Here is a 25927-nt window from a genome sequence, read left to right on the forward strand (position 1 = left end):
CCGACCCGTCCAAGAGAGCGACTGCCCGGGTACGGAGACGTCCTGGCCCCGCACGGCCGCTCGGCGAGTGAGCCGAAGGGCGCCGGCCGCTGTCGAAAGGGAGAGCGCGCGCAGGGTAGCGAGGTACGAGCGGACCGAGCACGGTCGACCGTCGACAGGGGCTTGAGGCGCCCGGAGGCGAACCGAGCCCCCAAAAAAGGCGCGGTGAACCGAGCCCTCAAAAAATCAGCCCCGCGGGCGGCCCATCGCGCGGTACGTCCAGCCCGCCGCGCGCCACCGGCCCGGGTCCAGGGCGTTGCGCCCGTCCAGTACCAGCCGCCGCGCCGCCACCTCGCCCAGCGCCGCCGGGTCCAGCTCGCGGAACTCGCGCCACTCGGTCAGATGCAGCACCACATCCGCGCCGCGCACCGCGTCCACCGCCGAGTCCGCGTACCCCAGCGTCGGGAAGAGCCGCTTCGCGTTCTCCATGCCCTTGGGGTCGTACACGGTCACCTGGCCGCCCTGGAGATGGATCTGCCCGGCGACATTGAGCGCGGGCGAGTCCCGTACATCGTCCGAGTCGGGCTTGAAAGTCGCGCCCAGCACCGCGACCCGCTTGCCGAGGAACGACGAGTCGCCGCCCACCGCCTCGCGCGCCAGCTCCACCATGTCGCGGCGGCGGCGCATATTGATCGAGTCCACCTCGCGCAGGAAGGTCAGCGCCTGGTCCGCGCCCAGCTCGCCGGCCCGCGCCATGAACGCCCGGATGTCCTTCGGCAGACAGCCGCCGCCGAAGCCGATCCCCGCGCGCAGGAACTTGTTGCCGATGCGCTCGTCGTACCCGAGCGCCTCCGCCAGCTTCGCCACATCGCCGCCCGCCGCCTCGCACACCTCCGCCATCGCGTTGATGAACGAGATCTTCGTGGCCAGGAACGAGTTCGCGGAGGTCTTCACCAGCTCGGCGGTCGGGAAGTCCGTCACCACGAACGGCGACCCTTCGCCGACCGGTGTCGCGTACACCTCGCGCAGTATCCGCTCGGCGCGCTCGCTGTGTACGCCCACCACGATCCGGTCCGGGTGCAGCGTGTCCGCCACGGCGAAGCCCTCGCGCAGGAACTCCGGGTTCCACGCCAGCTCCACCTGGCCGCCCGCGGGGGCCAGTTCGGCGATACGGGCCGCCAGCCGCTCCGCACTGCCCACGGGCACCGTGGACTTGCCGACGACCAGCGCGGGCCTGCCGAGATGCTTGGCGAGACTGTCGACCGCGGAGTTGACGTACGACATGTCGCAGGCGTACTCGCCGTGCTTCTGCGGGGTGTTCACACAGATGAAGTGCACATCGCCGAACTCCGCGACCTCCGCCCAGTCCTGGGTGAACCGAAGCCGCCCGCTCGCCCCCTCGATCCCCGCGACGTGCTTGCGCAGCAGCTCCTCAAGCCCCGGCTCGTACATCGGCACCCGGCCCGCCGAGAGCATCTCGATCTTCTCCGGCACCACATCGAGACCGAGGACCTCGAAGCCCAGCTCCGCCATGGCCGCGGCGTGGGTGGCGCCGAGATAGCCGGTGCCGATCACTGTGATCTTGAGGGCCATGGGGTGCTCCTGGGGGACGTGGGCGGGGAGTGCGGGCCCGAGCATAGCCGCGCGTAGTGACAGCTCAGCAGGGCACTCGTACGCCATGGTCGAACGGTGTCGGCAAACTCACCTGTACCCGCGGAGGCCGCGCCCCTAAGATTGGGTTACTTAACGGTAGTTAGCATCGTGGGGAGTGGAAGACCGTGGCCGGACCGGCTGATTTCGACCTGTACCGCACGTCCGAGGAGCACGACATGCTCCGTGAGGCCGTGCGCGCGCTCGCCGAGGCGAAGATCGCGCCCCACGCCGCCGCGGTCGACGAGGAGGCCCGCTTCCCGCAGGAGGCCCTCGACGCGCTGGTCGGCTCCGACCTGCACGCCATCCATGTGCCGGAGGAGTACGGCGGGGCCGGCGCCGACGCCCTCGCCACCGTGATCGTGATCGAGGAGGTCGCGCGGGTCTGCGCCTCGTCCTCACTGATCCCGGCCGTGAACAAGCTCGGCTCGCTGCCCGTGATCCTCTCCGGCGGCGAGGACCTCAAGAAGCGGTATCTGGGGCCGCTGGCCAAGGGCGACGCGATGTTCTCGTACTGCCTCTCCGAGCCGGACGCGGGCTCCGACGCCGCCGGGATGAAGACCCGGGCGGTCCGGGACGGCGACCACTACGTCCTCAACGGGGTGAAGCGCTGGATCACCAACGCCGGTGTCTCCGAGTACTACACGGTGATGGCCGTCACGGACCCGGAGAAGCGCTCCAAGGGCATCAGCGCGTTCGTGGTCGAGAAGGGCGACGAGGGCGTGTCCTTCGGCGCCCCGGAGAAGAAGCTCGGCATCAAGGGCTCCCCGACCCGCGAGGTCTACCTCGACAACGTCCGTATCCCCGCCGACCGCCTGATCGGCGCCGAGGGCACCGGCTTCGCCACGGCCATGAAGACCCTCGACCACACCCGCATCACCATCGCCGCCCAGGCCCTGGGCATCGCGCAGGGCGCGCTCGACTACGCCAAGGGGTACGTCCAGGAGCGCAAGCAGTTCGGCAAGCCGATCGCCGACTTCCAGGGCGTCCAGTTCATGCTCGCCGACATGGCGATGAAACTGGAAGCGGCCCGCCAGCTCACCTACGCCGCCGCGGCCCGCTCCGAACGCACCACCGCGGGCGCCACCAAGGAGGACCTCACCTTCTTCGGCGCCGCCGCCAAGTGCTTCGCCTCCGACGCGGCCATGGAGATCACAACGGACGCGGTCCAGCTCCTCGGCGGCTACGGCTACACCCGCGACTACCCGGTCGAACGCATGATGCGCGACGCCAAGATCACCCAGATCTACGAGGGCACGAACCAGATCCAGCGCATAGTCATGGCGAGGAACCTGCCGTAGCGGTTTTCGCAGGTCAGGGGAGAGGGCAGACGAGTCCGGGCTTCGAGCGGTTCGGGGAGCACGTCACCAGTGCCAGGGACAGATACGAGGGACGTTCAAGGTAGAAGCCGAGCGACACATCGGCGCCTGCCTCCAGCCGCTCAGCAGCGGAGTTCACCAGGAGGGCCAGACGGGTCGTGTCCCGGTCCGTCTCGGAGGCGACCCGGTGCGTGTACTCGGCCAGTCGTTCCCCCAACCACGCCACCGCTTCCTTCGTCTCACCCCATGTGCCATGAATCGAAGAAGTCGGCTTGATGAGCCAGTACGCCGTCTCCAGGGGTGGCAGATCAGACGTGGGGAACTCGGCGGCCACCTCGCGGTAGCGCTGGATCAGTTCCGGCCTGCTTCCTGCCGGGGGTGGCTCCGGGTGTGGGGAACGTCGTAGAGCCTCGTTGTCGAAGCGCTCTTTCGGCCCGGTCCACAGATAGCCGTGGTGGTGCACCGGTCGTTCTCATTTCGAGAGGAGCCAACCGGGCCGGACCCGAGGGCGGGGAATGAGACCGGCCCGGCCGGCGGGAGAAGGAGGATCAGACATTCAGGCCGAACCGCTCCGGAGCGATACCGGCCGCGTCCAGTTCCTCCGTGGTGAACCGCAGCGGCTCAGCCTCCGGCCGCTTGCTGTCGCCCAGTGCCCAGAGGTCGTCACCGATTCGGGCCAGAGTCACACACCCCTCGGTGCAGGGACCTCCACACGCCTTCACGAACGAGGCCCCGCTGATGTCGAGCGCGTACAGGTCGGTTCCGTTCTGCATCACTGCGCCTTTCTGCTCGGCTGATCGCGGTCACGGCAGACCGCCGCTGCCCGATCGGGCGGCAGGCCAAGTCTTCGGCAGACGACGTTGGAGCCTCTAGCCTCTTTCCTGTTCCCGCAAAAAGTCGTCGCGGATACCTTCGATCAGATCCAGCATTTTTTCGCCCACCAACGCTACTTGCTGGAACCTCTCGAACTTTTCTACATAGAGACTTACGTCACGGGGGTCTGTAACGACGACCTCGGCGTGGACGGTTTCAACAGTCACCATGCGATCGTCGCGGATGACGAAGGCATGATTTGCGATGTCGTTTTGCTGGACCCACAGGGGAACTATCCGGATGTCCACGTGGGGGAGACGTGAGAAAGAAACGATGCGATCAAGCTGGGCGGCCATCATCTGCGGTCGTACGATGCGCCATCGGAGAACAGGCTCGGTGAGGATGAACCGCAGCGACTTCGTGTTGTCGTAGAGGACTGCTTGCCGTTCAAGTCGCCCGTTGATTGTTCGAGTCAGTGCGTCTTCACTGAGGTTGTGGCGTTGCAGAATGGCCCGGATGTACTCCGGAGTCTGCAGCAGGCCCGGAACCAGCGCGGGTTGAAACAACCGCAGCACGGACATCTGGGCTTCCAGGGCCTTGGCGGCCTGCTGACCTTTGTGAACGCCGATCCGTTTGAGCAGGCGCCACGCCGTGGCCTCTGTCGCCGACGCGCGTGCGGCTTCCGCATACTCCGTCTTGACCTCGTCCGAGACGCCGATTGCGGTCAGGATGCGCTCGACGTCCGTGGCGCTGGGTGCCAGTTTCGCATTCTCGATCTTTGACAGCTTGGACGGAGACATGAGGGCGCTGCGGGCCACCGCTTTGGCCTCCTTGCCGGATGCCACTCGCAGAGCCCGCAGCGCGGCTCCAAGCCGTGCTCTGTTCACGTCCCGTACTCGGCCCACCATTCGGTGAACGGTTCCGCGTGTGCGAGTGCCACGTCGCGGTACCGTGTGAATTCCGCCACTCGTTCTGCCGGCACGACTTCCGAACCCAGGTATTTCCCATTTCGGTCGTAGTTCATCACGGCTGCGGATTCCGTGTCGAAGAACCAGAAATCCGGAACACCTTTCAAGGGGTTTGGCTTGTCGGTGATGTCGAGGATGAAGAACTCCTCGCCCCCGGCCATGTTTCTGTGGTAGCCCCAGCCGAGTTCGAACCTGAGGTAGTCCGTAAGCGGGCGGGACAGGATATGGACCCGATAGACCCGCTGTCCCTTCTCGGTGTGCGAGCGCAGTTCTTCGATCCAGCCGGCGTTGTAGTCGTCCGGCTGTGGCTCCCCCGCCAGAAATGCCTGATAGGCATCGACACTCCCGGACTTGCTGTAGTCGTCCAGGGTTTCGAGCCGGAACGCCTCGTGCTGGAACGAGTCGAAGAGGTCGCCGAGATTCCTAGATGAGGTTGTCACGGATGGCCTTCTTGATCAGTTCCGTCGGGATCTCGACCAGGGTTTCGTGCGCGGGAATCTGAAGTCCGTGGTCGGCCGGCGTCTCTCCCTGCACCAGCAGGGTGCCGCGATCCGTCGCGTAGATCGTCGGGCAGTCCTTGATGTCGCACGTGCTGACCAGCTTGGTGACCTTCATGATCCGGGGTCCCCTCTCCCATGCCGCTGCCAGTACCTCGCATCTGGCTCGATGGTCCCGAGGGCCGGGCGCACCGGTCAAGCGATCATGGTTGACGGAACGGGAAACCGCGCGACCTGCGCCGGGCCTGCTCGTTCGCCGCGCGACCTCCTGTCCGGCCCTTCGCGGGCTGCGCAGCCCGCTCGCCTTCAGCCACGCTCCCGTTGATGCACAGCGCGTAATCTCGGAAGTGCCCGCTGATGCTCGTGATTCCCGCAGTGTTGGCGTCACTCCACGAGAGTCGGCAACTGGGCGCCGCGGGGGAGGCGGACGCTGCGGGTGCGCTCGTTGTCGCGGTGACGAGACCGCCTCCAGTTATAGCCATTGGGCTGGGTAGGCTCCCGGCCATGGCTGACCTTGTACAGGTGTCCACCGCTACCGAGACCCGTGACCAGGCCCTCCAACTCGCGCAGTCCGTCGTGCGCGAGCGCCTGGCCGCCGGGGCGCAGATCATCGGCCCCGTGACGTCTGTGTTCTGGCACCGCGGCGAGTTCGGTACGGGCGAGGAGTGGCAGCTCCTCATGAAGACCCGCGCGGACCGGTACCCGGCCCTCGAAGCGCACCTGCTGGAGCACCACCCATGGGACAGCCCCGAGGTGAGCGCCGTTCCCATCGTGGCCGGCGCGGAGACATGCCTCCGGTGGGTGGCGTCCAGCACCGAACCCGAGTAGCCGTCAGCCCGCTGCCTTTGCCAGCGCGTCGTCCACGGCAGGAAGCCCACGATGGGCACCGAGGCGCTTGAGCACTGGCGCGAGACGGTGCCGTGGCCGCACGGATGCAACTCCGTGCGACAGATCCAGCGCGCGGCTGGTCACAGATGCGGCTTGTTCAACCTCACCGCCGCTCAGATAGGCGTCGGCCAGCCATGAGAGGTACAGCGCCTTGTCCCGAGCGTGGCTGTCGTCGTACCGGGCCAGGGCATTTTCCAGCACGGGGACCGCCCGGAGGGGCCGACGCAGCTCTGTCCAGCAGCGGCCGGACATGATCTGTAGCTCGGTGGGGTCGACCCACGCCACCCAATCGGGCTGGGGTGCGCTGCCCGCGTCGCGCAGCGCGGCCTCGGCGCTCTCCAGCGCGCTCTCCGTCTGGGAGGCCAGCCCGGCCACGGCGCACGCCCACGCCTTGCGCTCGTGGAGCAGCGCCCGGACACCGGCTGGCGCGTCTGGTCCGATCGTCTCGCAGGAGCGGGTCGCTATCTCCACGCCGGTCCGCCGGTCTCCGGGCACGGTCTGATACGCGAGGAACGCGAGCGCGTTTCCGGCGAGGTCGGTGTCGCCTGCCTCCGTCGCCGCCTGATAGCTGTCCTGGTACAGCCCCGCGGCGTCGGCTTCCCGCCCTGCGTCGAATGCGGCCCACCCGGCTTGTTGGGCTTGCTCGGCAAGGACGGAGAGCAGCGCGCGCCCAGTGTCCTCCGTGTAGCTCGCTGTGCGGAGCAGAGCCTTCGTGGCCTGGTACTCGCCGAGGTACACCCGGTAGGTGTCTCCGCCGCCGAGCACATCGTCCAGGCGGCGCAGACGGGCGGTCCGGCGGCGTAGCTTCTCGGGCTCGCCTCTGCCCAGTCTGGTGCCGGTGGTGGGCTGGTGGAGGGCGGGGAGGCTCACGGCCAGGCCCGTGCTTGCTCGGAGGAAGTGCCTGCGCCGCATGTCGTTCCTGTCTTCCGTAGTGCTGGTGGGAGCAGGGGGCGCGCTCACCTCCCACGGCCGGGCGGCGAGGCCGAGCATGTGCCCAGGGATGCGCAGCGCGTCGGCGATCCTCACGATCTTCTCAAACGTCGTCACGCTTCCGTGCCCGCGTGCGAGTGTCCCAACCCGTTCAGGTTTGATGTCGCACTCGGCTGCGATCTTCGAATAACTGATTCCTGCTTCGCTACGGGCCAGCCGAAAGACCACTCCGAAGTCGTGCGAGGCGAGCGCCGCTTGTAAGTCCGGCCTCTCCAACAGCGCGCGCGGAAGAGCGGTTGGTGGGTCGTATCCGGTCATCAGTTTCCCGTCGTACCTGCCCGGCCGAGTATGAAGTACACAGGGGGCAACGAGCCTACCTATCAAGGGGATACCCGCACAGGGGAAGCACTCACCGCTCCACATCGCGACATTGGCGCTTGGAACCCCCGCGACCGTAGCGACCGGTCCGGGGGCGTGGCCGACGCTGATGAGGAGCGACGACATGCCTGAAACTACGGCGAGAGAACCCGCGCCCGACATCGATTCCCCGCCGCTCGACTTCGCCACGATGACGGACACGGCCCGGAGCGTGGTCGCCTTGGATGACCGACTGCCGGACGAGGACCTGGAGACGGCCACGCTCTGGCTGCGTGGCCACCTCACCGTGCTGATGCCGGAGGCGGAGGACCGTCTCGGGCCTCGTCCCGGTGGATATCGAGGAGGCGCGACGGAGCCTGGACGCCGCCCCGGGACTGCTCGGCCCGGGGCGGTACGCGCGCTGCCTGGCGCGGTCCGTTCTCACGCTGTCCACACACCTGGGCCATGGCGGGGAGGGCTGTGATGCCTGAGTTCCCGGAGCCGTGGCGGCCGTCGGCCTGCGGGAGTGTGGTGCTGCGGTGGAGCAGTCACCCGAGGTGTGTGGCGTTGGCGCGGATGGAGTTGCGGAAGGCGTTGGCCGATTGGGGGCTGTCCGTGCTGGAGGACTCGGCTGTTCTGATTCTGTCCGAGTTGCTGAGCAATGCGAGCTTGCATGCCAGGGTCTCGCCGGAGCAGGTCATCGAGACGCACTACTTCCGCAGTTCGGGTGGGTTACGGATTGAGGTGCACGACGGTTCGCCGGACCGGCCGCAGCCGCGTACCCCGGATGCGGAGGCGGCTGATGGGCGCGGGCTGCTGCTGGTCGATGCTCTGGCCGACGAGTGGGGGGTGGCCGACCAGTGTGGGCCGGGGAAGGTGGTCTGGGCCACGCTGTCCGTGCCGGTCGTGCGGCCCAGCGAGAGGGACTGCCCGTGACCGCGCCAGCCGGGAAACTCCCGGTCGTCCCGTACATCGCCTGCTGGTCCTCCGAGCACCGGCCCCAGGGCACGCTGGTTGTACGGGGCGGCGGTATCGCGTACGTCGATGAAGGGCCGTACGAGCGTGATGACCTGGGTGTGCTGTGGAAGCGGGTGGGGCTGAGCCCGGGGAAGGGGCGGCCCGAGTTCGGCAACGTCCACTTCCTGCGCCAGCGCCACGCCATAAGCGCCATGTCGAAGCGAGCGGCGGTGCGGAACGCCCCCGAGCCGTCCTGACAGCCGCGCCACCAGGGCGGCATCGGGGCCAGCGACGGCGACGGGGCCGTGGCGCGCCGCCGAGTGGCCGCACGCGCCCGGCTCGCCTACTCGGCCGAGGCGTCCCGGTACGGAAACAACTGCGGGATCTTGTCGGCCGCGCGATGGCCGTCGGGTACTCCCTCGACCAGCGCGACCTTTGACGTCGAATGCTCGGTGCGGAGCGGCAGGATCGCCTGGTACTCCGGCGACTCGTACCACTCCTGCGCGTGGGCCAGACCGGGAAACTCCAGTATCACGATGTCACCGTTCCAGGTTCCCTCGTGTCCGACGAGCTGTCCGCCGTGTACGAGAAAGCGACCGCCGTACGGCGCCAGCGTGGCCTCGATCCGCTCGATGTACTCCGCGATTTCCGGGCCGACCTCGACATCTTCCAGGTAACCGATCGCATACGCGCGTGGCGCCGTCATGCCGGCACCTTGTCCAGGAAACCTCGTACGTCCTGGATCCGGCCCGACTCGTCCAGCACCAGGACGTCGAATCCGATCGCCAGCGGCTCGGCTCCCTCCTGCCCCAGACCCCAGCGGAACCGCACCTGGCGATGGTGGGCGTCGGCCTCGCCGACCTGGGTGAACACAAGCCCCGGAAACCGTGCGTGGACACCGTCGACGACTGCCGCGATCCCCGCGTGACCGGAGACCTCGGCCATCGGGTCGGTGTAGGTGGCCCCGGGCGACCAGTACTGGGAGAGCAACGTCGCCCGTGCGTCGCCCGTCGCGTTCCAGGTGGCCAGGTACTGCTCGATGACATCCTTCATGATGATCTTCTCCCGTGCGTTTCGGTCGGTCGTTTCGATCGGCCGATGTCTGGAATCCTGGCCTGGGCCGGCCGTCCATTCCATGACTTCACAGGTCATGGCCGCCCGGATGCGGCCCCTTAAACTCACGGACATGAGCGTCGCAGTCGAAGGCCCGCCGGTCGGTGCGCTGTTGCGGACCTGGCGGGAACGACGCCGGCTCAGCCAGCAGGAGTTGTCCAACCGGTCGCGCGTCTCCACGCGGCACCTCAGCCGGGTGGAGACCGGCAAGGCGCACCCGACACCGGAGATGGTCATGCACCTCTCCGACAACCTGGATGTGCCGCTGCGGGATCGCAACCGACTCCTGTTGGCCGCCGGCTACGCGCCGCGCTATCGAGATCACCAACTGGACGACGCATCGATCGCGGTGGTGATGGATGGTCTGCGTCGGCTCCTCGACGCCCATCTGCCCTACCCGGCAATGCTGTTGGACGACTACTGGGACATCGTCGACGCCAACGCCGCCGTTGATCGGCTGCTGGCCGATTGTGCGCCGGAGTTGCTGGAGCCGCCGGTCAATGCGGTCCGGGTCTGTCTGCATCCGGACGGGCTGGTCCGTCGGATCGCCAATATCGGGGAGTGGGGCAGTCATCTGCTGCGGCAGGTGAGCCACCGCGCCGAGCGCACCCATGACCGGCGTCACCACGAGCTTGCCGCGGAGATCGCCGGGTATCTCGGCACACCCGATGCCGCCACTCCCCTCACGGGACCGGTGATCACCCTTGAAATCGATGCCGGCGGCAGCCCGCTCCGGTTCTTCAGCACCTCCGCCACCCTCAGCACGGCCACCGATGCCGCCTTGGAAGGGCTGCATCTGGAGACATTCCTGCCGGCCGACGACGAGACGCGGCGTCGATTCGACCAGCGGTAGGCCAGGGCGGAAGGGGCCTGCCGCAGGCCCGGAACCGCCCGCGCCCCTAAGTGCCCCGGGCACGCCGAGCCGCACCGGGAGCGGAAAGACCGCCCCGGGCACTCGCACCGGGGCGGTCGTCGTCGCTGTCGGCGGGCTCGCGGCGGGCTCGCGGCGGGGCCGGGCGGCCGTGTCGGCCGGGCCGTCCGGCCCTTCGTACGCGCTGAGCCGTGCGCCGGAACTCAGTCGCCCGAGACCGTGACCTTCTCGTCGTTGTTGAGTTGGTTCACCAGCTCCTTGACCTTGGCCTTGTCCCAGACGAGGTTGCCGCCGACGCTGCCCGAGATCGGCATGTTCATGGACTTGCCCTCGCCGCCCGTGACGCCCTTCATCGCGAAGAACATCTGGCCCAGCGACCACAGGGACATGTCCTTGTCCACGATCAGCGTGTCCAGGCCCGCGCCCATGGTCGGGTAGAGCTTGAACGGGTTGAGGATCGTGCCCGGGGTGGCGGTCTGCGAGGCCAGTGCGGCGAGGAACTTCTGCTGGTTCTTCGTACGGTCCAGGTCGCTGTTGGCGAAGGCGTACCGGGTCCGTACGAAGGCGAGGGACTGCTCGCCGTTCAGGGTCTGCTTGCCCGCCTGGAAGTCGGCGCCGGACTTCTTGTCCTTGAACGCCTTCGGGATGTCGATCTCCACCCCGCCGATCGCGTCCACGATGTTGGCGAAGCCCGCGAAGCCGATCTCGACGTAGTGGTCGATGTGCAGCCCGGTGTTGAACTCGACGGTACGGACGAGCAGTTCGGGCCCGTCCTCCGCGTACGCCGCGTTGAGCTTGGTCTGCCGGCCCTGGTTCGGGAAGAGCTTGCCGGACTCGGAACCGCGGAACGAGGGGATCGTCACATTCGAGTCGCGCGGCAGTGAGATCAGCGTCGGCCCGTTCGACCCGTCGTGCAGGATCATCATCGAGTCGGTGCGCTTGCCCTCGGCGGAGCCCGTGTGCAGCTTCTTCTTGTCCTCGGCCGTCATGCCCTCACGGCTGTCGGAGCCGACGATCAGATAGTTGGTGCCGTCGCCCTCCGCCGGGCGCTCGATGACCTTGGAGAGATCGACCTCGCGCTTGAGCTTGCCGTCGGCCCAGAAGTACGTACCGATGGTGACGCCGAGGAACACCACGACCAGCACCAGCGCGCCGACCTTGATACGGCGGCGCCAGTCCGGGGCGTACCGGGGTCCGGGCGGGCCGCTCGGCGGGGGCGGGGGGCCGCCGTTGCGGCCGCCGGGGGGCGAGCCGTACACCTGGCCCGTGTTGTAGCCGCTGTCGTACCCCGGGTCGTACCCCTGCGACTGCTGCGGGACGCCACGCGGCTGCACATGCGGCATCACACGCGCGCCCTCGGGCTGCGCGCCCGCGCTGCCGCGCCCGTAGCGGTCGCCGCGGCTGCCGCGGTCGCCGGTCCATCCATCGGGCCAATCATTCATACGGACCAGTGTGCCGGGCAGGGCTGTCGGCCAGACAGGGGAGAGGGGAAATCGGGTCGGGCCTGTTGCCAAGCTGATGCAATGCGCACCGTGTCCTTACCGGGCCGGGCTCGTTCGGGGTCAGGGCCTGCCCAGGACCCGCACAGGATCCCGCCCGGCACCGCGCACAGAACCCCCGCCCGGCACCGCGCACAGAACCCCCGTCCGGGCCCCTGCCCGCACCCCGCCCGGCCGCCGTACGGAGGCCGCATAAGCCCCCGTACAGAGGCCGCATAAGGTGGGGCACATGACAGATCAGGCCACCCGGCCGGAGTCCGGGATACCGGGCAAGCCCACCTCCGCCTCCCGTACCACGCTCAGCCACATCATGACGGCCAGTGACACGAACCTGCTCGGTACGGTGCACGGTGGCGTGATCATGAAGCTCGTGGACGACGCGGCGGGCGCCGTCGCGGGGCGTCACTCCGGCGGCCCGGCGGTGACCGCCTCCATGGACGAGATGGTGTTCCTCGCACCGGTCCGCGTCGGCGACCTGGTCCACGTACGCGCGCAGTGCAACTGGACCGGGCGCAGTTCGATGGAGATCGGTGTACGGGTCCTCGCCGAGCGCTGGAACGAATCGACCCCGGCGACCCAGGTCGGCAGCGCCTATCTGGTCTTCGCGGCCGTCGACGCGGACGGCAGGCCCCGGCCCGTACCGCCGGTGATCCCGGAGACCGAGCGGGACAAGCGCCGCTACCAGGAGGCCCAGATCCGCCGCACCCACCGGCTGGCCCGGCGCCGGGAGATCCAGGAGCTACGGGAGAAACGGGCGGCGGAGGGCATCGACAACTAGTGCCCCTCCCGGCACCGGATCCCGGACAGGACTGGACTGGACTGACTGGACAGGCCGGGACGGGGTCCAAGAACCAGGACCCATGCCCTACGACGACCTGCCCGGCCGCGGCAGCGGCCCGGCCTCAACGGCGGCGGAGCCTCGGGTTCTCCAGCGCGGGCGGCGTGGTCCCGTAGTTGTCCGCGGGGTCGAGGTCCGTGCCCGGCGTGATGATCGCGTCGATACGGTCCAGCACATCGTCCGGCAGGTCGATGTCCGCACCCGCCAGGACCCCGTCGAGCTGTTCCGCGGTGCGCGGACCGATCAGTACGGACGTGACGGCCGGGTGCGCGCGGGCGAAGGCGACCGCGAGATGCGGCAGTGTGATGCCCATCTCGTCGGCGAGGGCGGTGAGGCCGGTGAGCGCGGTGGCCTTGAGCCTGCCGGTCGGCGTCGTTGAGTCGTAGTGCGCGGGCCGCGACGAGGCGCGGTGGCTCGACGCCGGGTCGGCCCGGCCGGAGAGCCAGCCCCCATTGAGCGGGCTGAAGGTGAGCATGCCGAGCCCATGGCGCTGCGCGGTCGGGAACACCGACCTCTCGGGCCCGCGGGTGAAGAGGGAGTACATCGACTGCTCGGTCAGGAACCGGTACGAATCCTGGCGCTCCGCCGCCCACTGGGCCTCGCTGATCAGCTCCGCGGGGAACATCGAGGAGCCGAACGCCCGGATCTTCCCGGCGCGGACCAGGTCGGTGAGGGCCGCCAGTGTCTCGCCGACATCCGTCCCGTGGTCGGGGCGGTGCATCTGGTAGAGGTCGATGTAGTCGGTACCGAGGCGGCGGAGGCTGTCCTCGACCGCGCGGACGATCCACCGCCGTGAGCCGCCTCGCCGGTTCGGGTCCTCGCCCATAGGCAGCCCGAATTTCGTGGCGATGACGAGATCGTCACGGCGGCCCCTGACGGCCTTCCCGACGATTTCCTCGGACTCGCCCAGCGAATAGACATCGGCGGTGTCGACGACATTGATTCCGGCGTCCAGCGCGCGGTGGATGACACGGACCGAGTCCTCGTGGTCCGGATTTCCCATGCGGCCGAACATCATCGCGCCCAGCGAGAGCTCGCTGACGGATATTCCGGTCTTCCCCAGGGTCCTGCGTTGCATCGGCGCGCGCCTTTCGACTTGACCGGCCGTGATTCTTTCCCGGCCGGAGTTCTCCCGGGCATGTATCCCGGGTCGTACGGACCCGTCCATCGCACCACGCGTATTCGCCGGGGCGTGAACCCGATCCTGCTGCCGCCTTGCACGATCCCGTCAACCTCGCGAGTACCGTGCCGAGGCGCGTGGTGGCGCCCCGGCGCCAGGTGGTTCGCTGGAGGCATGGACCTGCTCGATGAACTGCGCACGCTGATCGTGCGCCACGCCGACGGCGGACCGCTGGGGCGGAGGACGCTCATGGACGGTGTGACCGTGATGGTCACGGACCGGCCCACGCCCCCGGAGAGCGCGATGACGGAGCCGTCGTTCGCGGTCGTGGCCCAGGGTGTCAAGCGCACCGTGCTCAACGGGGTCCCGTACGACTACCGCGCCGGCCAGTACCTCGTCGTGTCGCTGGACCTCCCGGTGATCGGCCAGGCGCTGGAGGCAGGGCCGGACGAACCGTTCAGCGTCTTCTCCATGCGGCTCCGGCCGGCGGCGATCGCGCCGCTGCTGCTGGAGACGACCGGGTCCGCGAAGCCGCCGGCGTTCTCCGGTCTCGCGATCAGCGACGCGACGCCGGAGCTGCTCGATCCCGTCGTGCGGCTGCTCCGGCTCGTCGACCGCCCGGACGATCTGCGCGTGCTCGGGCCCGCGTACGAGCGGGAGATCCTGTGGCGGCTCGTCACCGGCGACCAGGGCGCTCTCGTACGGCAGATCGGCCTCGCCAACAGCGCTGTCGCGCATATCTCCCGGGCGATCCGCTGGATTCGCGACCATTTCCGCGAACCCATCCGCGTGGCGGATCTGGCGGCGCTCTCCGGAATGAGCGAATCGTCCTTCCACCGGTATTTCCGTTCCGCGACATCGATGACACCGATCCAGTTCCAGAAACAAATCCGGCTCCAGGCGGCCCGCGTCCTCCTCATGACCCGGTCCGGAAGCGTCGCGGAGATCGGCTATCGCGTCGGCTACGAAAGTCCGTCGCAGTTCAGCCGCGACTACCGGAAGACATTCGGCATCTCACCGGGCAGGGACACCGAGCGCCTGTCCGCCGCACGATGAGGACGCTCCAGAGCCGGGGAGGACGCTCCAGGGCCGGACAGCACGTGCCAGGGCCGGGGAGCACACGCCAGGGCCGGGGAGCACGCGCCAGGGCCGGGGAGCACGCTCCAGGGCCGGGCGAGTCGGCGCCGGGCGGCTCAGGGGCAGACGACCTCGTCCCCGGTCACCGTCCCGAACTGGTCGTCCTGCTCGTTCTTCGGCGGTTCCCCGGCCCGCACCGGAGTCACCGCCTTGTAGTCCGTGCCGATCATCACCCTGAGCGTCGGGCCCTGCTGCCGTGCCGGGCGCAGTTCACTGCCGGGCAGGGCGGCTGCCAGGGACTTCGCCGAGAGGTCCCAGCGCGGGTCGTACTGCACGACCGTCCGCGCCAGATCGCGTTCATCGGCGTTGAGCGGGGAGCCGGTGGTCGCGAAGCCGGTGGCGCGCAGGGCGTCGTCGGCGCGGCGGCCGAGCCCGTCCTTGCGTGTCGCGTTGTAGACCTGCACCCGGATCTGTTCGGGCGCCACCTCGACCAGCGCCGTCTGCTGCCCGCTCCCATGCTGCCCGCTCCCGTACTGTCCGCTCCCGTACTGCCCGCTCGCCTGCTGTCGGCTCCCCTGCGGCCCGTTCGCCGTCGAAGCCACCGGTCCGGACACCGGCTCCTGTTCCGGCCGGCTCTTCCGGCCGGTCAGCGGTCTGTCCTCGCGCAGCGCCCGGAACAGCGCCTTCGACTTCACCGGATCCCACTTCACCGTCGAGCCGACCCCCTTGACCGCCACACCGTGCCCCTTGCGCGCGAGCGGCACCGAGGTGAATTCGGACGAAGAGGGTGAGAAGCCGCGCATCGCCTCGTTGAGAGCCAGCATCTGCTCCGTACCGAACCCCGCGTCCGCCCGTACGGAGCTGAGCATCGTCGACGTGACGTCCCGGAACTTCACCGGGTTCAGCAGCACACCGCTGGAGGTGGCCCGGCTGATCAGCGCGGCCAGGAAGCGCTGCTGGCGCCGCATCCTGCCGAGGTCGGCCGCACCGTCGACATGCCGCGACCGTACGTACTGGAGAGCCTGGCCGCCGTTCAGCTTGTGCGTACCGGGGGTCAGATCGAGACCGGTGTACGAATCCTTGAGCGCCTTGGGCGTACAGATCTCCACCCCGCCCAGCGCGTCCACCGTCTTCATGAAGCTCGCGAAGTCGACCTCCAGATAGTGGTTGATCTTCACACCGGTCATGTGCTCAAGGGTCCTGACCGTCAGATTCGGCCCGCCCTCCGCGTACGCCGCGTTCAGCTTCACCACGTGGGAGCGGTGCTGCTTGCCGGTGGCGGGGTCGGTGTGCTCGGGCAGCTCCGCGTAACTGTCGCGCGGCACGCTCACCACGCTCGCGCGCTCCCCGTTCTCCGAGAGGTGCACCAGCATGATCGTGTCGGTGCAGTGGCACGGCGCCCCGCCGAGCCGATACGCCCGCCGCTCGTCCTGGGTGATCCGGTCGCGGCCGTCGGTGCCGACGAGCAGCAGATTCAGGCCCTGGCCCGCGGCGGGCCGGTTCTTCATGTCCTTGAAGGCGTCGACCCGGCCGATCCCGGTGTCCAGGCTGGTCATCACCGCGTGACCGATCCCGCCGGCCCCCAGCACCAGCACGGAGAGCGTCGTCGCCGCCCGGGTCCCCCAGCGCGGCCGCTCCCGCCGCTGCCTTCCCGCGTCCGGCAGGTGGCGCACGGGCCGGTAGGCGGGAGGGGGGACGGCCGGCCGGGGCGGACGGCGGGGGGAGCGGGGCGGGGTGGTCAACGGGGTACACCTCTGCGGCAGTCGGGCAGTACGCCCATACGATCAGCGCCTCCGGGTGCCGCACGGGCGGCGCGCGTCGCTGTCCCCCGTACGCGGTAACGTGGCTGGCCGTACCGCCGTCTCCCGAAGGACCCAGAAGCCTCCATGCCTGCCCAGCCCCCCGCGGTCTCCGTGATCATGCCGGTGCTCAACGAGGAACGTCATCTCAGGAACTCGGTCCGGCACATCCTTGAGCAGGAGTACGAAGGCGAGATGGAGGTGGTGATCGCGCTCGGGCCCTCGACGGACCGTACGGACGAGATCGCCGCCGAGCTGGTACGGGAGACCGCGTCGCACCCGCGCGCCAGTGTCCGTACCGTCCCCAACCCCACCGGCCGCACGCCCGCCGCGCTGAACGCCGCGATCAAGGCGTCCAGCCACCCGGTGGTGGTACGGGTCGACGGCCACGGCATGCTCTCGCCCGACTACATCGCGACCGCTGTACGGCTGCTGGCGGAGACCGGCGCGCAGAACGTCGGCGGGATCATGCACGCCGAGGGCGAGAACGACTGGGAGAGCGCGGTGGCCGCCGCGATGACCTCGAAGATAGGGGTCGGCAACGCGGCGTTCCACACGGGAGGCCAGGCGGGGCCCGCCGAGACCGTGTATCTGGGGGTCTTCCGGCGCGAGGCCCTCGAAGAGCAGGGTGGCTACAACGAGGAGTTCATCCGCGCCCAGGACTGGGAGCTGAACTTCCGTATCCGCGAGGCCGGCGGCGGGATCTGGTTCTCGCCCGAGCTGCGGGTGCGGTACCGGCCGCGGCCCTCGGTCAGGGCGCTCGCCAAGCAGTACAAGGACTACGGGCGCTGGCGCCATGTCGTCGCCCGCTACCACTCCGGCTCGATCAATCTGCGCTATCTCGCCCCGCCGGCCGCGGTCTGCGCCATCGCCGCGGGCATCGTGGTGGGCGCGGTGCTCACGCCCTGGGGGCTGATCGTCCCGGCCGGCTATCTCGCCGCGATCGTCGCGGGCTCGGTGCCGGCGGGCCGGGGGCTGCCGCTGAAGGCCCGGCTCCAGATCCCGGTGGCGCTGGCGACCATGCACATGTCGTGGGGGTACGGCTTTCTGACCAGCCCGCGCTCCCTGGCGAAGAAGGTCATCGCGAGCCGCCGCCCCGCCGTACTGCCGACGGTCGAGGCGTAACCGCACGTACGGGTCGAGGCGCGACCGTACGTACCGGGCGAGGCATACGTACAGAACGCGGGCGCGCCCGGCCAGCGGCAGAGCGCGGACACGCCCGGTCAACAGTGGGACGCGGGCACGCCCGGTCGCCAGTGGGACGCGGGTGCGCCCCGGTCAGAAGCGGTACGGCGCGTACACCGGCATGCACTTGTCCTTCTCCGAGCCGTTGAGCGGGTCCGCCGACTTCGGAATCCCGCCCGCCACGGGCTTGGACGCCTTGGGATACGACGCCCCCTCGCGCCAGTCCGCGCCCACGACCAGCGTGACACCCGAGACGTCCGTCGACCGCTTCACCGAACTCAGCGGGATCCCCAGGGACTTGGCCACCGCCTGCGCGTCCCCCTCCAGATCCGCGCTGGGGAAGGTGACGGACGTCCGCTCCTGCGGACTGGGCGTGGAGTCCGCCTCGGCCAGGGTGTAGCCCTTGGCGTTGAGCCGCGCGGCGATGTCGGCGGCGCGGCGCGGTACCGCGCTCTGCTGCTCGCTGCCCGTGCCGTTCCGTACGATCACGCCCGTCTCGGCGGGCGGCGCCGCCGGGTCCTTGGAGACCGGCTCGGCGGGCTCGGTGGTCTTCTTGGCGTCGGCGGGGCCGCCGTTGCTGTCGAAGGCGACATCCTCGCGGAGCATCTCCCAGACCTTGTCGGCGTCGGGCTCCAGGGGTATCAGGTGGTTGCGGTCGAGGGGGTCCTCGACGGACGGCATGGTCGTCATGGTGAGACGGTTCGTCGGCACGCTCTTGAGCTGCATGGCGAGGTCGTACAGCTTCTTGACCGTACCGATCTCCTCGGACACCTCAAGCGACTTGGTGGCCGCCTCCGCGAGACCGGTCAGCCGCATCGTGTCGGTGAAGACGTTCTGCGACTTCAGCTCACGGATCATCGCGTTCATGTACATGTGCTGGGCCTTGGCGCGGCCGAGGTCGCTCTCGAAGGCGTGCCGGGTGCGCAGCCACTGGAGGGCCTGCTTGCCCTGGATCTGGTGCGTACCGGCGGTCAGTTTCAGTCCCGAGCCGCCCGGGACGCCGGGCAGCGGCCGGTCCCAGACATTGTTCTGGACACAGACCTCGACGCCGCCTATCGCGTCGGCCATGCTCACCACACCGGAGAAGTCGATCGTCATCCAGTGGTCGATATAGACGCCGGTCAGCTTCTCCCAGGTGCTCAGGGTGCAGCCGGCGCCGCCGCGGGCCAGGCTCTCGTTGATGATCGCGTTGGTCTTCGGCCAGACCTTGCCGGTCGTGGCGTCCTTGCACTCGGGGATGTCGACCCGGGTGTCGCGCGGGATGCTCACGACCGAGGCGTTCTTCCGGTCGGCCGAGACATGGACCAGCATCTGGACGTCGCCGAGGGGCGGGTTGCCCGCGGTGTCCTTGCTGCCGCCGAGCTTGACGTTCTCGGCCGTGGCGCGGCTGTCGGAGCCGATCAGCAGGATGTTGAGGGGGGTCTGGCCGGCGCCGTTGGCATCGGGCTTCTTGACCCCCGTGGAGCCGTTGCTGCGGTCGCCGCTGCGGATATTGGCGTTGAGGTGCCGGTAGTAGAGATAGCCGGCGCCGGCGGTGCCGAGCAGGAGGAGTACGAGGACGCCGGCGATCCAGCGGAGTATTCGCCAGGGGCCGCGCCTGGAGCGGCGGCGGGCGGAGGCGCCGTTGGCGGTCCTGCCCCGGCCGCCCTTGCCCTTGCCCTGGGCCTCGGCTTCGCTTTCCTCGGCGTCCGCCGGAGCGGCGCCGCCCGCCTGAGCGGTGCTGCTCAGAGCCGTGTCCGGGGCCGCGTCGGGGCCGTCGCCGCGGTCCGTCGGGCCCGAGCCCTCCGTATCCGCCGCGCCGGTCCCGTCGCTCTCGTACAGGCTGTCGTCCCAGCCCAACTCCCGGGGGTGCGGTACGCGTTCGTCCGCACCCTCCCGCTGCACACTGCTCTGACGCACCAAGATCCCCCCGTCAGCCCGTCCGTACAAGCCGTCTGGGCCGTATGAGCCGGACAGGCCGCGTAAGCCACATCAGCCGCACAAGTCTTCGGTGCGCCGTCACTTGGCGCACACCTGCTTGTCGGCTTCCACCTTCTGCACACCCTCCGGCGCCTTTGCCGGTCCGGTGATGGGTATCCCCGCGCCCTTGAAGTCCGCCCCGAGGGTCAGCGTCATCGCCTCAAGCCCCACGGCGTCCTCCGTACCCGGCTTCAGAGCCGCGGCGGGCAGCCCCATCATCGCCGCGAGGGCCCGCGCCTGGTCCGCCTGGTTCGGCGCGTACTCCAGGCTCGTCCTGGGCAGGTCGGGGCCGGGGGAGTTGCCCTTGTTGGTGGACTTCGGCACGCCCTCGGTGTTCTGGAGCCAGGCCAGGGTCTCCTGCGCGGAGCCCTGCGGGCCGCCGCCGTTGTACACGTCGACCCGTACGTCCTCGGGAGCGGCCTTGGGGCCCTTCAGCAGCGCGGCCTGCTTGCTCTTGGCCGCTGCCTCCTGCTGCTTCACCTCGGTGAGCGACGTGTCGCTCTGCATCATCGCGAACAGCGGCTTCGCCCTGGTGTCGTCGACGACCACCGTGGCCTTGACGACCTCCGCCGGGTTGTCGACCACCGGCAGCGTGGTGAAGGTGATGTTCTTCGGGTTGACCTTGGCGAGTTCCTTGGCGAGGTCGCTGAGCTTCTGGATGCTGCCGATACCGGTGTCGACGGTGAGCGCCTTGGTCGCGGCCTCCGCCAGACCGAAAAGCTTCTGCGGGTCCGTGAGCGTGTCGCCGGACTTGATCTTCCGGATCATCGAGCTGAGGAACTGCTGCTGCGTCTCGATCCGGCTGAGGTCGCTCTCGTTGCCGAAGGCGTGCCGTGTCCGTACGAAGGCGAGGGCCTGCTCGCCCTCGATGGTGTGGGTGCCCTTGCTCAGCTTGAGATGGGACTTGGGGTCGTCGACGTCCTTGGCCACACACACCTCGACACCGCCGACCGCGGTCGACAGCGTCTTGACCGCGTTGAAGTCGGCCATCATGAAGTGGTCGACCTCGAGTCCGGTGATCTCCTTGACCGTACGCATCGTGCAGCCCGGGTCGCGGCCGTCCTGGCCGAGGCTGGTGTTGAACCGGACCTGCGAGGTCCCGGGGATGACCTCCGTGCCCTCGGCGGTCTTCGTCTCGCAGTCGGGGATGTCCGTGATCAGGTCGCGCGGAATGGACAGCACCGTCGCGTTCGTACGGTCCTTGGAGACATGGAACAGGAGATTGGTGTCGGCGTGGCCGACACTGCCCGCGTCCCCGTACCCCTCGTTGCCGGCGCCGGTCCGTTTGTCCGTGCCGATCAACAGTATGTTGATGGCCTGGTCCTTCTTGAAGCCGCCGCTGCCCGCGCTGCCGATGTCGATCTTCGCGATGTTGCCGTTGAGGTGCTGGTAGTAGGCGTATCCGCCGATGGAACCGGCGACGAGCAGGACCGCCAGCGTGCCGCCGGTCCAGACCAGCGCCTTCTTCTTGCCCGACTTCTTCGCCTTGCGCTTGCGCCGGCCGGCCGCGGCGGGCCCGCTGTCGGGCTGGCCCTTGCCCGCGCGGCGGCTGCGCTGCCCGGGTACGTCGGCGCGAGTGCCCGCGCTCGTACCCGTGCCCGTGGACCGGCTTTCGGTGACCGTGCTCGTACCCGTACGCGCGGAACCGTTTCGCGCGGCGCGGGGGGCGCCGGTACGTGCCGTACCGCTACGGGGAGTGCCCTCGGCCGGTGTGGCGTTCTCGGCGCTCTCGCGCGGGGCGCCCGCTCTTCTGGCCCCCGGCTGCCCGGTACCACCGCGTCTGCCGGCGCCTCGTGGGCGGGAGGCGGGCGGCTGCCCTGTGGAGTGGTCCAGTCGCAGTTCGTAGTTACCCGTCTGCGGGTTGAGGACCCACTGGTCGGCGGGGTCGATTCCGTCCGCCTGTCCACGGCTTTGCGCATCCACGGTTGCTTGAATCCTCCGTCGGTGCCACGCGAGGCGCCTCCCCCAAGGCGCTCGGTCTTTCGATCCGTCAGTGCACGGCCTCGTGGGCCAAAACACCGGATCGCGTCACACTATCCGTCCGGTTCAGTGTCGAGCGACGCCAGTGACAAATTCCACGGACCTTACAAGCGGGCAATCCGCTCAATCTTCATAGACTGAAGGTCTCTCTTTGGACATCGTTTTACTCACACAGGCCCGCCGCGGCGTTTGAGCCCTCGAAAGTGGGGGTGGAGCCCGGACTCGGGTCGGTGCTGGGGGCGGTGGTGGGAGTGGGGCTGTTCCGGTCCGTGCCACTGCCCTTCGCGTCCTCGGTGCCCTTGGGCGACTCCGTACCACTGCCCGTGGGGGGCGGGGAGATGGAGACGGGTTCGTCCTCGCGCAGCCGCTCGAAGAGATTCTCCGCGTCGGGCTCGACGAGTTCGTCGCGATTCGGGTCCGCGCTGTAGGGCTGGCGCGGCACCGTCATGAATTGCACCTTTTCGGTCGGTACGCTCTGCATGGAGCGCGCCAGTTCATAAAGGTCGGTCAGGGTGGAGAGTCCCGGATCGGTGGTGAGGGACTTCGTCGCCGCGTCCAGCACCGGATAGAGCCGGGTCGGATTGAGCAGTACGCCGTTGCTCCGCACCTTCTTGAACAGCGCCCCGAGGAAACGTTGCTGCCGCTCCATGCGCTGGGTGTCGCTGCCGTCGCCGATGCCGTGGCGCGCCCGTACGAAGCCGAGTGCCTGCTCGCCGTCCAGGGTCTGTGTGCCGGCCGGCAGTCGGAGCAGTGCCTGTACGTCGTCGACCGGCTCCTTGAGGCAGACCTCGACGCCGTCGACCGCGTCCACCACGTCCTTGAAGCCTGTGAAATCAATCACCATGTGGTGATCGATCCGTATGCCTGTCAGCTTCTCGACCGTACGTATGGTGCAGGCGGCGCCACCGAACTGGAACGCCCAGTTGAACTGGGCGAACTGGGCCGTGCTGCGGGTGCCGTCCGGCTTGCGGCAGCTCGGGACGTCCACCATCAGATCGCGCGGCAGGGACACGGCCGTGGCGCTCTGCCGGTCGGCGGCGAGATGCAGCAGGATCGTGGTGTCGGAGCGCTGTGAACCGCCGTCGTCCTGCCCGTACTTGCCATTGCCCTCGCCTGAGCGGGTGTCCGAACCGATGAGCAGGATGTTCTTGGCATCGAGCACGATCGGGGTGGGACGTTCCTTCTCGTACGTACGCAGCTCGGCGGCGGTGGTGGTGTCGGTCCTGATGTTGCCGTCGAGTTTCTTGTAGAACCACCAGCCCACACCGGCGGCGGCGAGCACGACGACGGAGGTGCCGAGCGCGGTCCAACGCAGCCAGTGGTGCCCGCGGTTGGGGCGCGATGCGGCGGTCCCGGCATCGTTGTCGTCGTCGGCGCCGTCGCCGGTACCGGCCGGTTCGGCCGGCGCTCTGCCAGCACTGTCGGTCACGTCTGCGTCCATCCTTCAAGGCGTCGGCGGCGCGCTGAGCCGCCGGTTGCAGGGGTAGACGGGCGAACGCGGCGGTTGGTTGTGCTGTGAGTTGTGTGAGTTGCTGTGAATCGCAGGTATCCCCGAATCGTCCACCGCTCGGTGACGGTGCGTGTTACGCGGAGGTTCGGGGGTGATGACGACGGTGTGTTGACGGTGACGGGGTGTGGTGGTGCCGGTGTGCGTTGTGACGGTGACGGTGTGTTTTCCATTGGTGACGGGTGCGCGCTGCCCGCCGATGACCGCTGCCCGTTGCCCGGTCCTGCCGTCCGTCCGGCAGCCCGGTCCCGTCGTCCTGCCCGTTCGGTGGTTCAGAGCGCGCGGTGGGTCACCCGCTCGCTCTCGGCGCGCTTTTCGAGGCCGTCGGCCGGGAGCCGGTCGAGATGGCGGCAGAGTACGGCGGAGGTGCCCGCGGCGAGCGGTGCGAACAGCCCGGCCGACAGCCCCTCCCAACTCCCGTACGAGAGGCCCGACATCAGCCGGGATCCCGCCGTCAGACCGCGCCCGTCGGCGTCCTCGCGCGCCCGCGCGACGAGTTGGGCCGAGGTCAGTTCCGTACCGGCCACGCGCAGCGCGGGTTCGTCCGGGTCCACGGGTGCGTACGGTACGAAGCGGTCGCCCTGGCCCGGCACCTCGACCGCGTAGTCGATGAAGCCGCCCGGCGGCTGCGGGAACCGGCCGCCGAGCGGACGCAGCGCGAGCGCCACCCGCTCCCCGCCGCAGGCGCGTGCCGCGTCGAGGGTGTCCGGGCCGCTGACGACGAGGTCGGCGCCGGCCGGGTCGCCCCCGATCTCGACGGTCACACCGACCGAGGAACAGGCGAGCAGCCACACCGCGCTCTGCCAGTGCGCGGGCAGGAGCAGCGCGAGCCGGTCGCCCGGCGCGGCGGCGAGATTGCCCTGGAGGAGGTTCGCGGTCTTGGACACCCAATTGGCGAAGGTGGCGACGGACAATTCGACGCGCTCACCGGTGGCATCGTCGTAGAAGGTGATCAAGGGGCGGGCGGGATCCGTGGCGAGAGCGGATCGCAGCAGGTCGGCGGGGGTGCGGTCGCTGGCATTCACCCGGGAAAGGGTACGCGGCGGAGCGCGGCGGTCACGGCCGTACCGGTGACGCGGTCCACCGGTTGGACCGTCGCGCGCCCGGCTTTCCGGCCGCTCCCCGGCGGGCGGGTACGGCGACCCGCCCCCAGGATCGGCACATGCGTGCCTACTTCGCCACCCCGGTCGCCCTGACGTACACCGTCACCCTGACCCTTCCGCTGGCCATCCCGCTGTCCCTGCCGCTGTTCCTGCTGCCGGCGAACGCGGCCGCCCGGGACCGCGCGGCTGCCGGGGCCGATGCATCGGTGGCGGTCGCGTTGCGGCAGGACGCGGGGCGGGAGGCCGCTGCGGCGGCGTCGCGGACGGCGCCCGCCGAACTCGGACCCGAACGCGGACCCGAGCCCGGCCCTGAACGCGGACCCGAGCCCGGCCCCGGTTCCACGCGGTCGCTTCCGCTGACGGCCCTCGCTTCCGACCGGTTGTCCGGCACCGCCCCCGGTATGGGGCTGGCCCGCCGGAATGTGCGGCAGTTCTCTCTGCTCGGTGTCGTCTGGGACGACGCCGACGCGGAGCTCCGGGGCACAGCCGAGGTCCGTACCCGCTCGGCCGCCACCCGTGCCTGGTCCGGCTGGCAGAGTCTGCGGACCCACAACCGCGAGCACGGCGCCGACCCCGGTACGGCCGAGCGCGCCGCGGCCGGTGTGCGCGGGGCCACCGCGCCGCTCTGGGTGGGGCGTTCGGACGGCGTCGAGGTCCGCGTACGGCCGACGGAGCGGCCGGGCCGGGCAGGACCGTCCCATCTGCCGCTGCCGCACGGTCTGCGGCTGGACCTGGTCGACCCGGGCGAGGATCCCGTACGGCACGGCCGGGCCGGAGCCCCGGCGGAGGCCGCACCCGCCGAGGCCGTCTCCGCCGTGTCCGTCCGCGCCGACGCCGTCTCCGCAGCGTCCGTCGCTTCCGACGCCAACTCCGCCGCGTCCGTATCCGCCGCGTTCGCGAGGCCGTACATCGGACCACGTCCCCGTATCGTCACCCGCGGTGGCTGGGGCGCCGACGAGTCGCTGCGCGAGCGGCGGTTCGGCTACAACCACACGGTCACGGCGGCCTTCATCCACCACAGCGCGACCGGGAACAACTACACCTGCCGGCAGTCCGCGTCCGTTCTGCGCGCCATCTACCGCTATCACGTCACCAGCTCCGGCTGGCGCGACTTCGGCTACAACTTCGCCGTCGACAAGTGCGGAACGATCTACGAAGGCCGTGCGGGCGGCATCGCGAAGCCCGTCCTGGGCGCGCACACGCTCGGCTTCAACAAGAACACGGTGGGCATCGCGGTGCTCGGAACGTACAACGGCACCAAGCCCCCGACGGCCGCCACGACCGCCGTCGCCAGGCTCACCGCCTGGAAGCTCGGCCTCCATGGCATCGACCCGCGCAGGACGGTCACGCTGACGTCCGCGGGCAGCGGCAAGTACAAGAAGGGGACGAGAGTCGGCCTCCACGCCATCGCCGGGCACCGCGACGGAGTGAACACCGACTGCCCGGGAAGCCGGCTGCACGCGAAGCTCGGTACGGCACGGGACAAGGCGGCGCAGTACCAGGGCCGTTGACGTGAGG

General features: G+C 69.3%; 26 protein-coding genes. 10 read left to right on the forward strand and 16 right to left on the reverse strand.

Features of this window, described 5'->3' with window-relative positions; translation table 11 throughout:
- Positions 1–225: 225 nt before the first annotated feature.
- Positions 226–1572, reverse strand: a complete 1347-nt coding sequence (locus tag KQY30_RS22240; RefSeq protein WP_217308346.1) for a UDP-glucose/GDP-mannose dehydrogenase family protein — start codon at positions 1570–1572, stop codon at positions 226–228.
- A gap of 185 nt (positions 1573–1757) precedes the next feature.
- Here KQY30_RS22240 and KQY30_RS22245 point away from each other — a divergent pair, with 185 nt between their 5' ends.
- Positions 1758–2930, forward strand: a complete 1173-nt coding sequence (locus KQY30_RS22245; RefSeq protein ID WP_217308347.1) for an acyl-CoA dehydrogenase family protein — start codon at positions 1758–1760, stop codon at positions 2928–2930.
- A gap of 13 nt (positions 2931–2943) precedes the next feature.
- On the opposite strand, the gene KQY30_RS22250 is transcribed toward KQY30_RS22245, so the two are convergent.
- The 5 genes from KQY30_RS22250 to KQY30_RS22270 form a co-directional block, all read right to left on the reverse strand.
- Positions 2944–3411 carry a hypothetical protein gene (locus tag KQY30_RS22250; RefSeq protein WP_217308348.1) on the reverse strand — a complete coding sequence of 156 codons (468 nt, stop codon included), beginning with the start codon at positions 3409–3411 and terminating at the stop codon, positions 2944–2946.
- 85 nt (positions 3412–3496) lie between these two features.
- On the reverse strand, positions 3497–3721 hold the full coding sequence (locus KQY30_RS22255; protein ID WP_217308349.1) for a DUF397 domain-containing protein: 225 nt from the start codon (positions 3719–3721) through the stop codon (positions 3497–3499).
- A gap of 96 nt (positions 3722–3817) precedes the next feature.
- A complete protein-coding gene (locus tag KQY30_RS22260) occupies positions 3818–4648 on the reverse strand; it encodes a helix-turn-helix transcriptional regulator (RefSeq protein ID WP_254407276.1) in 831 nt (276 codons plus the stop codon).
- Positions 4645–5169, reverse strand: coding sequence for a DUF6879 family protein (locus tag KQY30_RS22265; protein ID WP_217308351.1), 525 nt, complete (start codon positions 5167–5169; stop codon positions 4645–4647). Before KQY30_RS22265 ends, KQY30_RS22260 begins: the two co-directional genes overlap by 4 nt.
- Complete coding sequence (locus KQY30_RS22270; RefSeq protein WP_217308352.1) at positions 5153–5344, reverse strand: hypothetical protein; 192 nt, start codon at positions 5342–5344, stop codon at positions 5153–5155. Before KQY30_RS22270 ends, KQY30_RS22265 begins: the two co-directional genes overlap by 17 nt.
- Before the next feature lie 386 nt (positions 5345–5730).
- Here KQY30_RS22270 and cutA point away from each other — a divergent pair, with 386 nt between their 5' ends.
- Complete coding sequence (gene cutA / locus KQY30_RS22275; protein ID WP_217308353.1) at positions 5731–6054, forward strand: divalent-cation tolerance protein CutA; 324 nt, start codon at positions 5731–5733, stop codon at positions 6052–6054.
- 3 nt (positions 6055–6057) lie between these two features.
- Here cutA and KQY30_RS22280 read toward each other — a convergent pair whose 3' ends face one another.
- The gene (locus tag KQY30_RS22280; RefSeq protein ID WP_254407277.1) at positions 6058–7161 is read right to left on the reverse strand and encodes an XRE family transcriptional regulator; all 1104 of its coding nucleotides are present in this window, start codon (positions 7159–7161) and stop codon (positions 6058–6060) included.
- 451 nt (positions 7162–7612) lie between these two features.
- On the opposite strand from KQY30_RS22280, the gene KQY30_RS37475 reads away from it, so the two are divergent.
- The 3 genes from KQY30_RS37475 to KQY30_RS22290 are packed head-to-tail and all read left to right on the forward strand — an operon-like array spanning position 7613 to position 8615.
- Complete coding sequence (locus KQY30_RS37475; RefSeq protein WP_367997483.1) at positions 7613–7885, forward strand: DUF6415 family natural product biosynthesis protein; 273 nt, start codon at positions 7613–7615, stop codon at positions 7883–7885.
- Complete coding sequence (locus tag KQY30_RS22285; RefSeq protein WP_217308354.1) at positions 7885–8337, forward strand: ATP-binding protein; 453 nt, start codon at positions 7885–7887, stop codon at positions 8335–8337. The genes KQY30_RS37475 and KQY30_RS22285 overlap by 1 nt, the downstream gene beginning before the upstream one ends.
- On the forward strand, positions 8334–8615 hold the full coding sequence (locus KQY30_RS22290) for a hypothetical protein (RefSeq protein WP_217308355.1): 282 nt from the start codon (positions 8334–8336) through the stop codon (positions 8613–8615). Before KQY30_RS22285 ends, KQY30_RS22290 begins: the two co-directional genes overlap by 4 nt.
- Before the next feature lie 86 nt (positions 8616–8701).
- Here the strand turns inward: KQY30_RS22290 and KQY30_RS22295 are convergent, their stop codons facing one another.
- Positions 8702–9064 (reverse strand): DUF1330 domain-containing protein, encoded by a 363-nt coding sequence (locus KQY30_RS22295; RefSeq protein WP_217308356.1) that lies wholly within the window; start codon positions 9062–9064, stop codon positions 8702–8704.
- Positions 9061–9411, reverse strand: a complete 351-nt coding sequence (locus KQY30_RS22300) for a nuclear transport factor 2 family protein (RefSeq protein WP_217308357.1) — start codon at positions 9409–9411, stop codon at positions 9061–9063. The genes KQY30_RS22295 and KQY30_RS22300 overlap by 4 nt, the downstream gene beginning before the upstream one ends.
- A gap of 133 nt (positions 9412–9544) precedes the next feature.
- Here KQY30_RS22300 and KQY30_RS22305 point away from each other — a divergent pair, with 133 nt between their 5' ends.
- Positions 9545–10324, forward strand: a complete 780-nt coding sequence (locus KQY30_RS22305; protein WP_217308358.1) for a helix-turn-helix domain-containing protein — start codon at positions 9545–9547, stop codon at positions 10322–10324.
- Between the two features lie 221 nt (positions 10325–10545).
- On the opposite strand, the gene KQY30_RS22310 is transcribed toward KQY30_RS22305, so the two are convergent.
- A complete protein-coding gene (locus tag KQY30_RS22310) occupies positions 10546–11784 on the reverse strand; it encodes an LCP family protein (protein ID WP_217308359.1) in 1239 nt (412 codons plus the stop codon).
- A 286-nt stretch (positions 11785–12070) separates the two neighbouring features.
- Here KQY30_RS22310 and KQY30_RS22315 point away from each other — a divergent pair, with 286 nt between their 5' ends.
- Complete coding sequence (locus KQY30_RS22315) at positions 12071–12619, forward strand: acyl-CoA thioesterase (protein ID WP_046494184.1); 549 nt, start codon at positions 12071–12073, stop codon at positions 12617–12619.
- Positions 12620–12743: 124 nt separating this feature from the next.
- On the opposite strand, the gene KQY30_RS22320 is transcribed toward KQY30_RS22315, so the two are convergent.
- A complete protein-coding gene (locus KQY30_RS22320; protein WP_217308360.1) occupies positions 12744–13757 on the reverse strand; it encodes an aldo/keto reductase in 1014 nt (337 codons plus the stop codon).
- 216 nt (positions 13758–13973) lie between these two features.
- On the opposite strand from KQY30_RS22320, the gene KQY30_RS22325 reads away from it, so the two are divergent.
- Positions 13974–14855, forward strand: a complete 882-nt coding sequence (locus tag KQY30_RS22325) for an AraC family transcriptional regulator (RefSeq protein WP_217308361.1) — start codon at positions 13974–13976, stop codon at positions 14853–14855.
- A gap of 137 nt (positions 14856–14992) precedes the next feature.
- Here KQY30_RS22325 and KQY30_RS22330 read toward each other — a convergent pair whose 3' ends face one another.
- Positions 14993–16540: an LCP family protein gene (locus KQY30_RS22330; protein ID WP_254407657.1), complete on the reverse strand. Its 1548-nt coding sequence runs from the start codon at positions 16538–16540 to the stop codon at positions 14993–14995.
- Positions 16541–16762: 222 nt separating this feature from the next.
- On the opposite strand from KQY30_RS22330, the gene KQY30_RS22335 reads away from it, so the two are divergent.
- A complete protein-coding gene (locus tag KQY30_RS22335; protein WP_217308362.1) occupies positions 16763–17800 on the forward strand; it encodes a glycosyltransferase family 2 protein in 1038 nt (345 codons plus the stop codon).
- Between the two features lie 153 nt (positions 17801–17953).
- On the opposite strand, the gene KQY30_RS22340 is transcribed toward KQY30_RS22335, so the two are convergent.
- The 4 genes from KQY30_RS22340 to KQY30_RS22355 all read right to left on the reverse strand — a co-directional run bounded on the left by KQY30_RS22340 (position 17954) and on the right by KQY30_RS22355 (position 24331).
- On the reverse strand, positions 17954–19759 hold the full coding sequence (locus tag KQY30_RS22340) for an LCP family protein (protein WP_217308363.1): 1806 nt from the start codon (positions 19757–19759) through the stop codon (positions 17954–17956).
- A 99-nt stretch (positions 19760–19858) separates the two neighbouring features.
- A complete protein-coding gene (locus tag KQY30_RS22345) occupies positions 19859–21742 on the reverse strand; it encodes an LCP family protein (RefSeq protein WP_217308364.1) in 1884 nt (627 codons plus the stop codon).
- A 220-nt stretch (positions 21743–21962) separates the two neighbouring features.
- Entirely contained in the window at positions 21963–23228 is a 1266-nt protein-coding gene (locus KQY30_RS22350) for an LCP family protein (protein WP_367997432.1), read from the reverse strand.
- 350 nt (positions 23229–23578) lie between these two features.
- Positions 23579–24331 (reverse strand): TIGR03089 family protein, encoded by a 753-nt coding sequence (locus KQY30_RS22355; protein ID WP_217308366.1) that lies wholly within the window; start codon positions 24329–24331, stop codon positions 23579–23581.
- Between the two features lie 137 nt (positions 24332–24468).
- Here KQY30_RS22355 and KQY30_RS22360 point away from each other — a divergent pair, with 137 nt between their 5' ends.
- Complete coding sequence (locus tag KQY30_RS22360; RefSeq protein ID WP_217308367.1) at positions 24469–25920, forward strand: peptidoglycan recognition protein; 1452 nt, start codon at positions 24469–24471, stop codon at positions 25918–25920.
- Positions 25921–25927: the final 7 nt, after the last annotated feature.

The sequence above is a fragment of the Streptomyces sp. GMY02 genome (assembly GCF_019056675.1).
GTDB lineage: Bacteria > Actinomycetota > Actinomycetes > Streptomycetales > Streptomycetaceae > Streptomyces > Streptomyces odonnellii.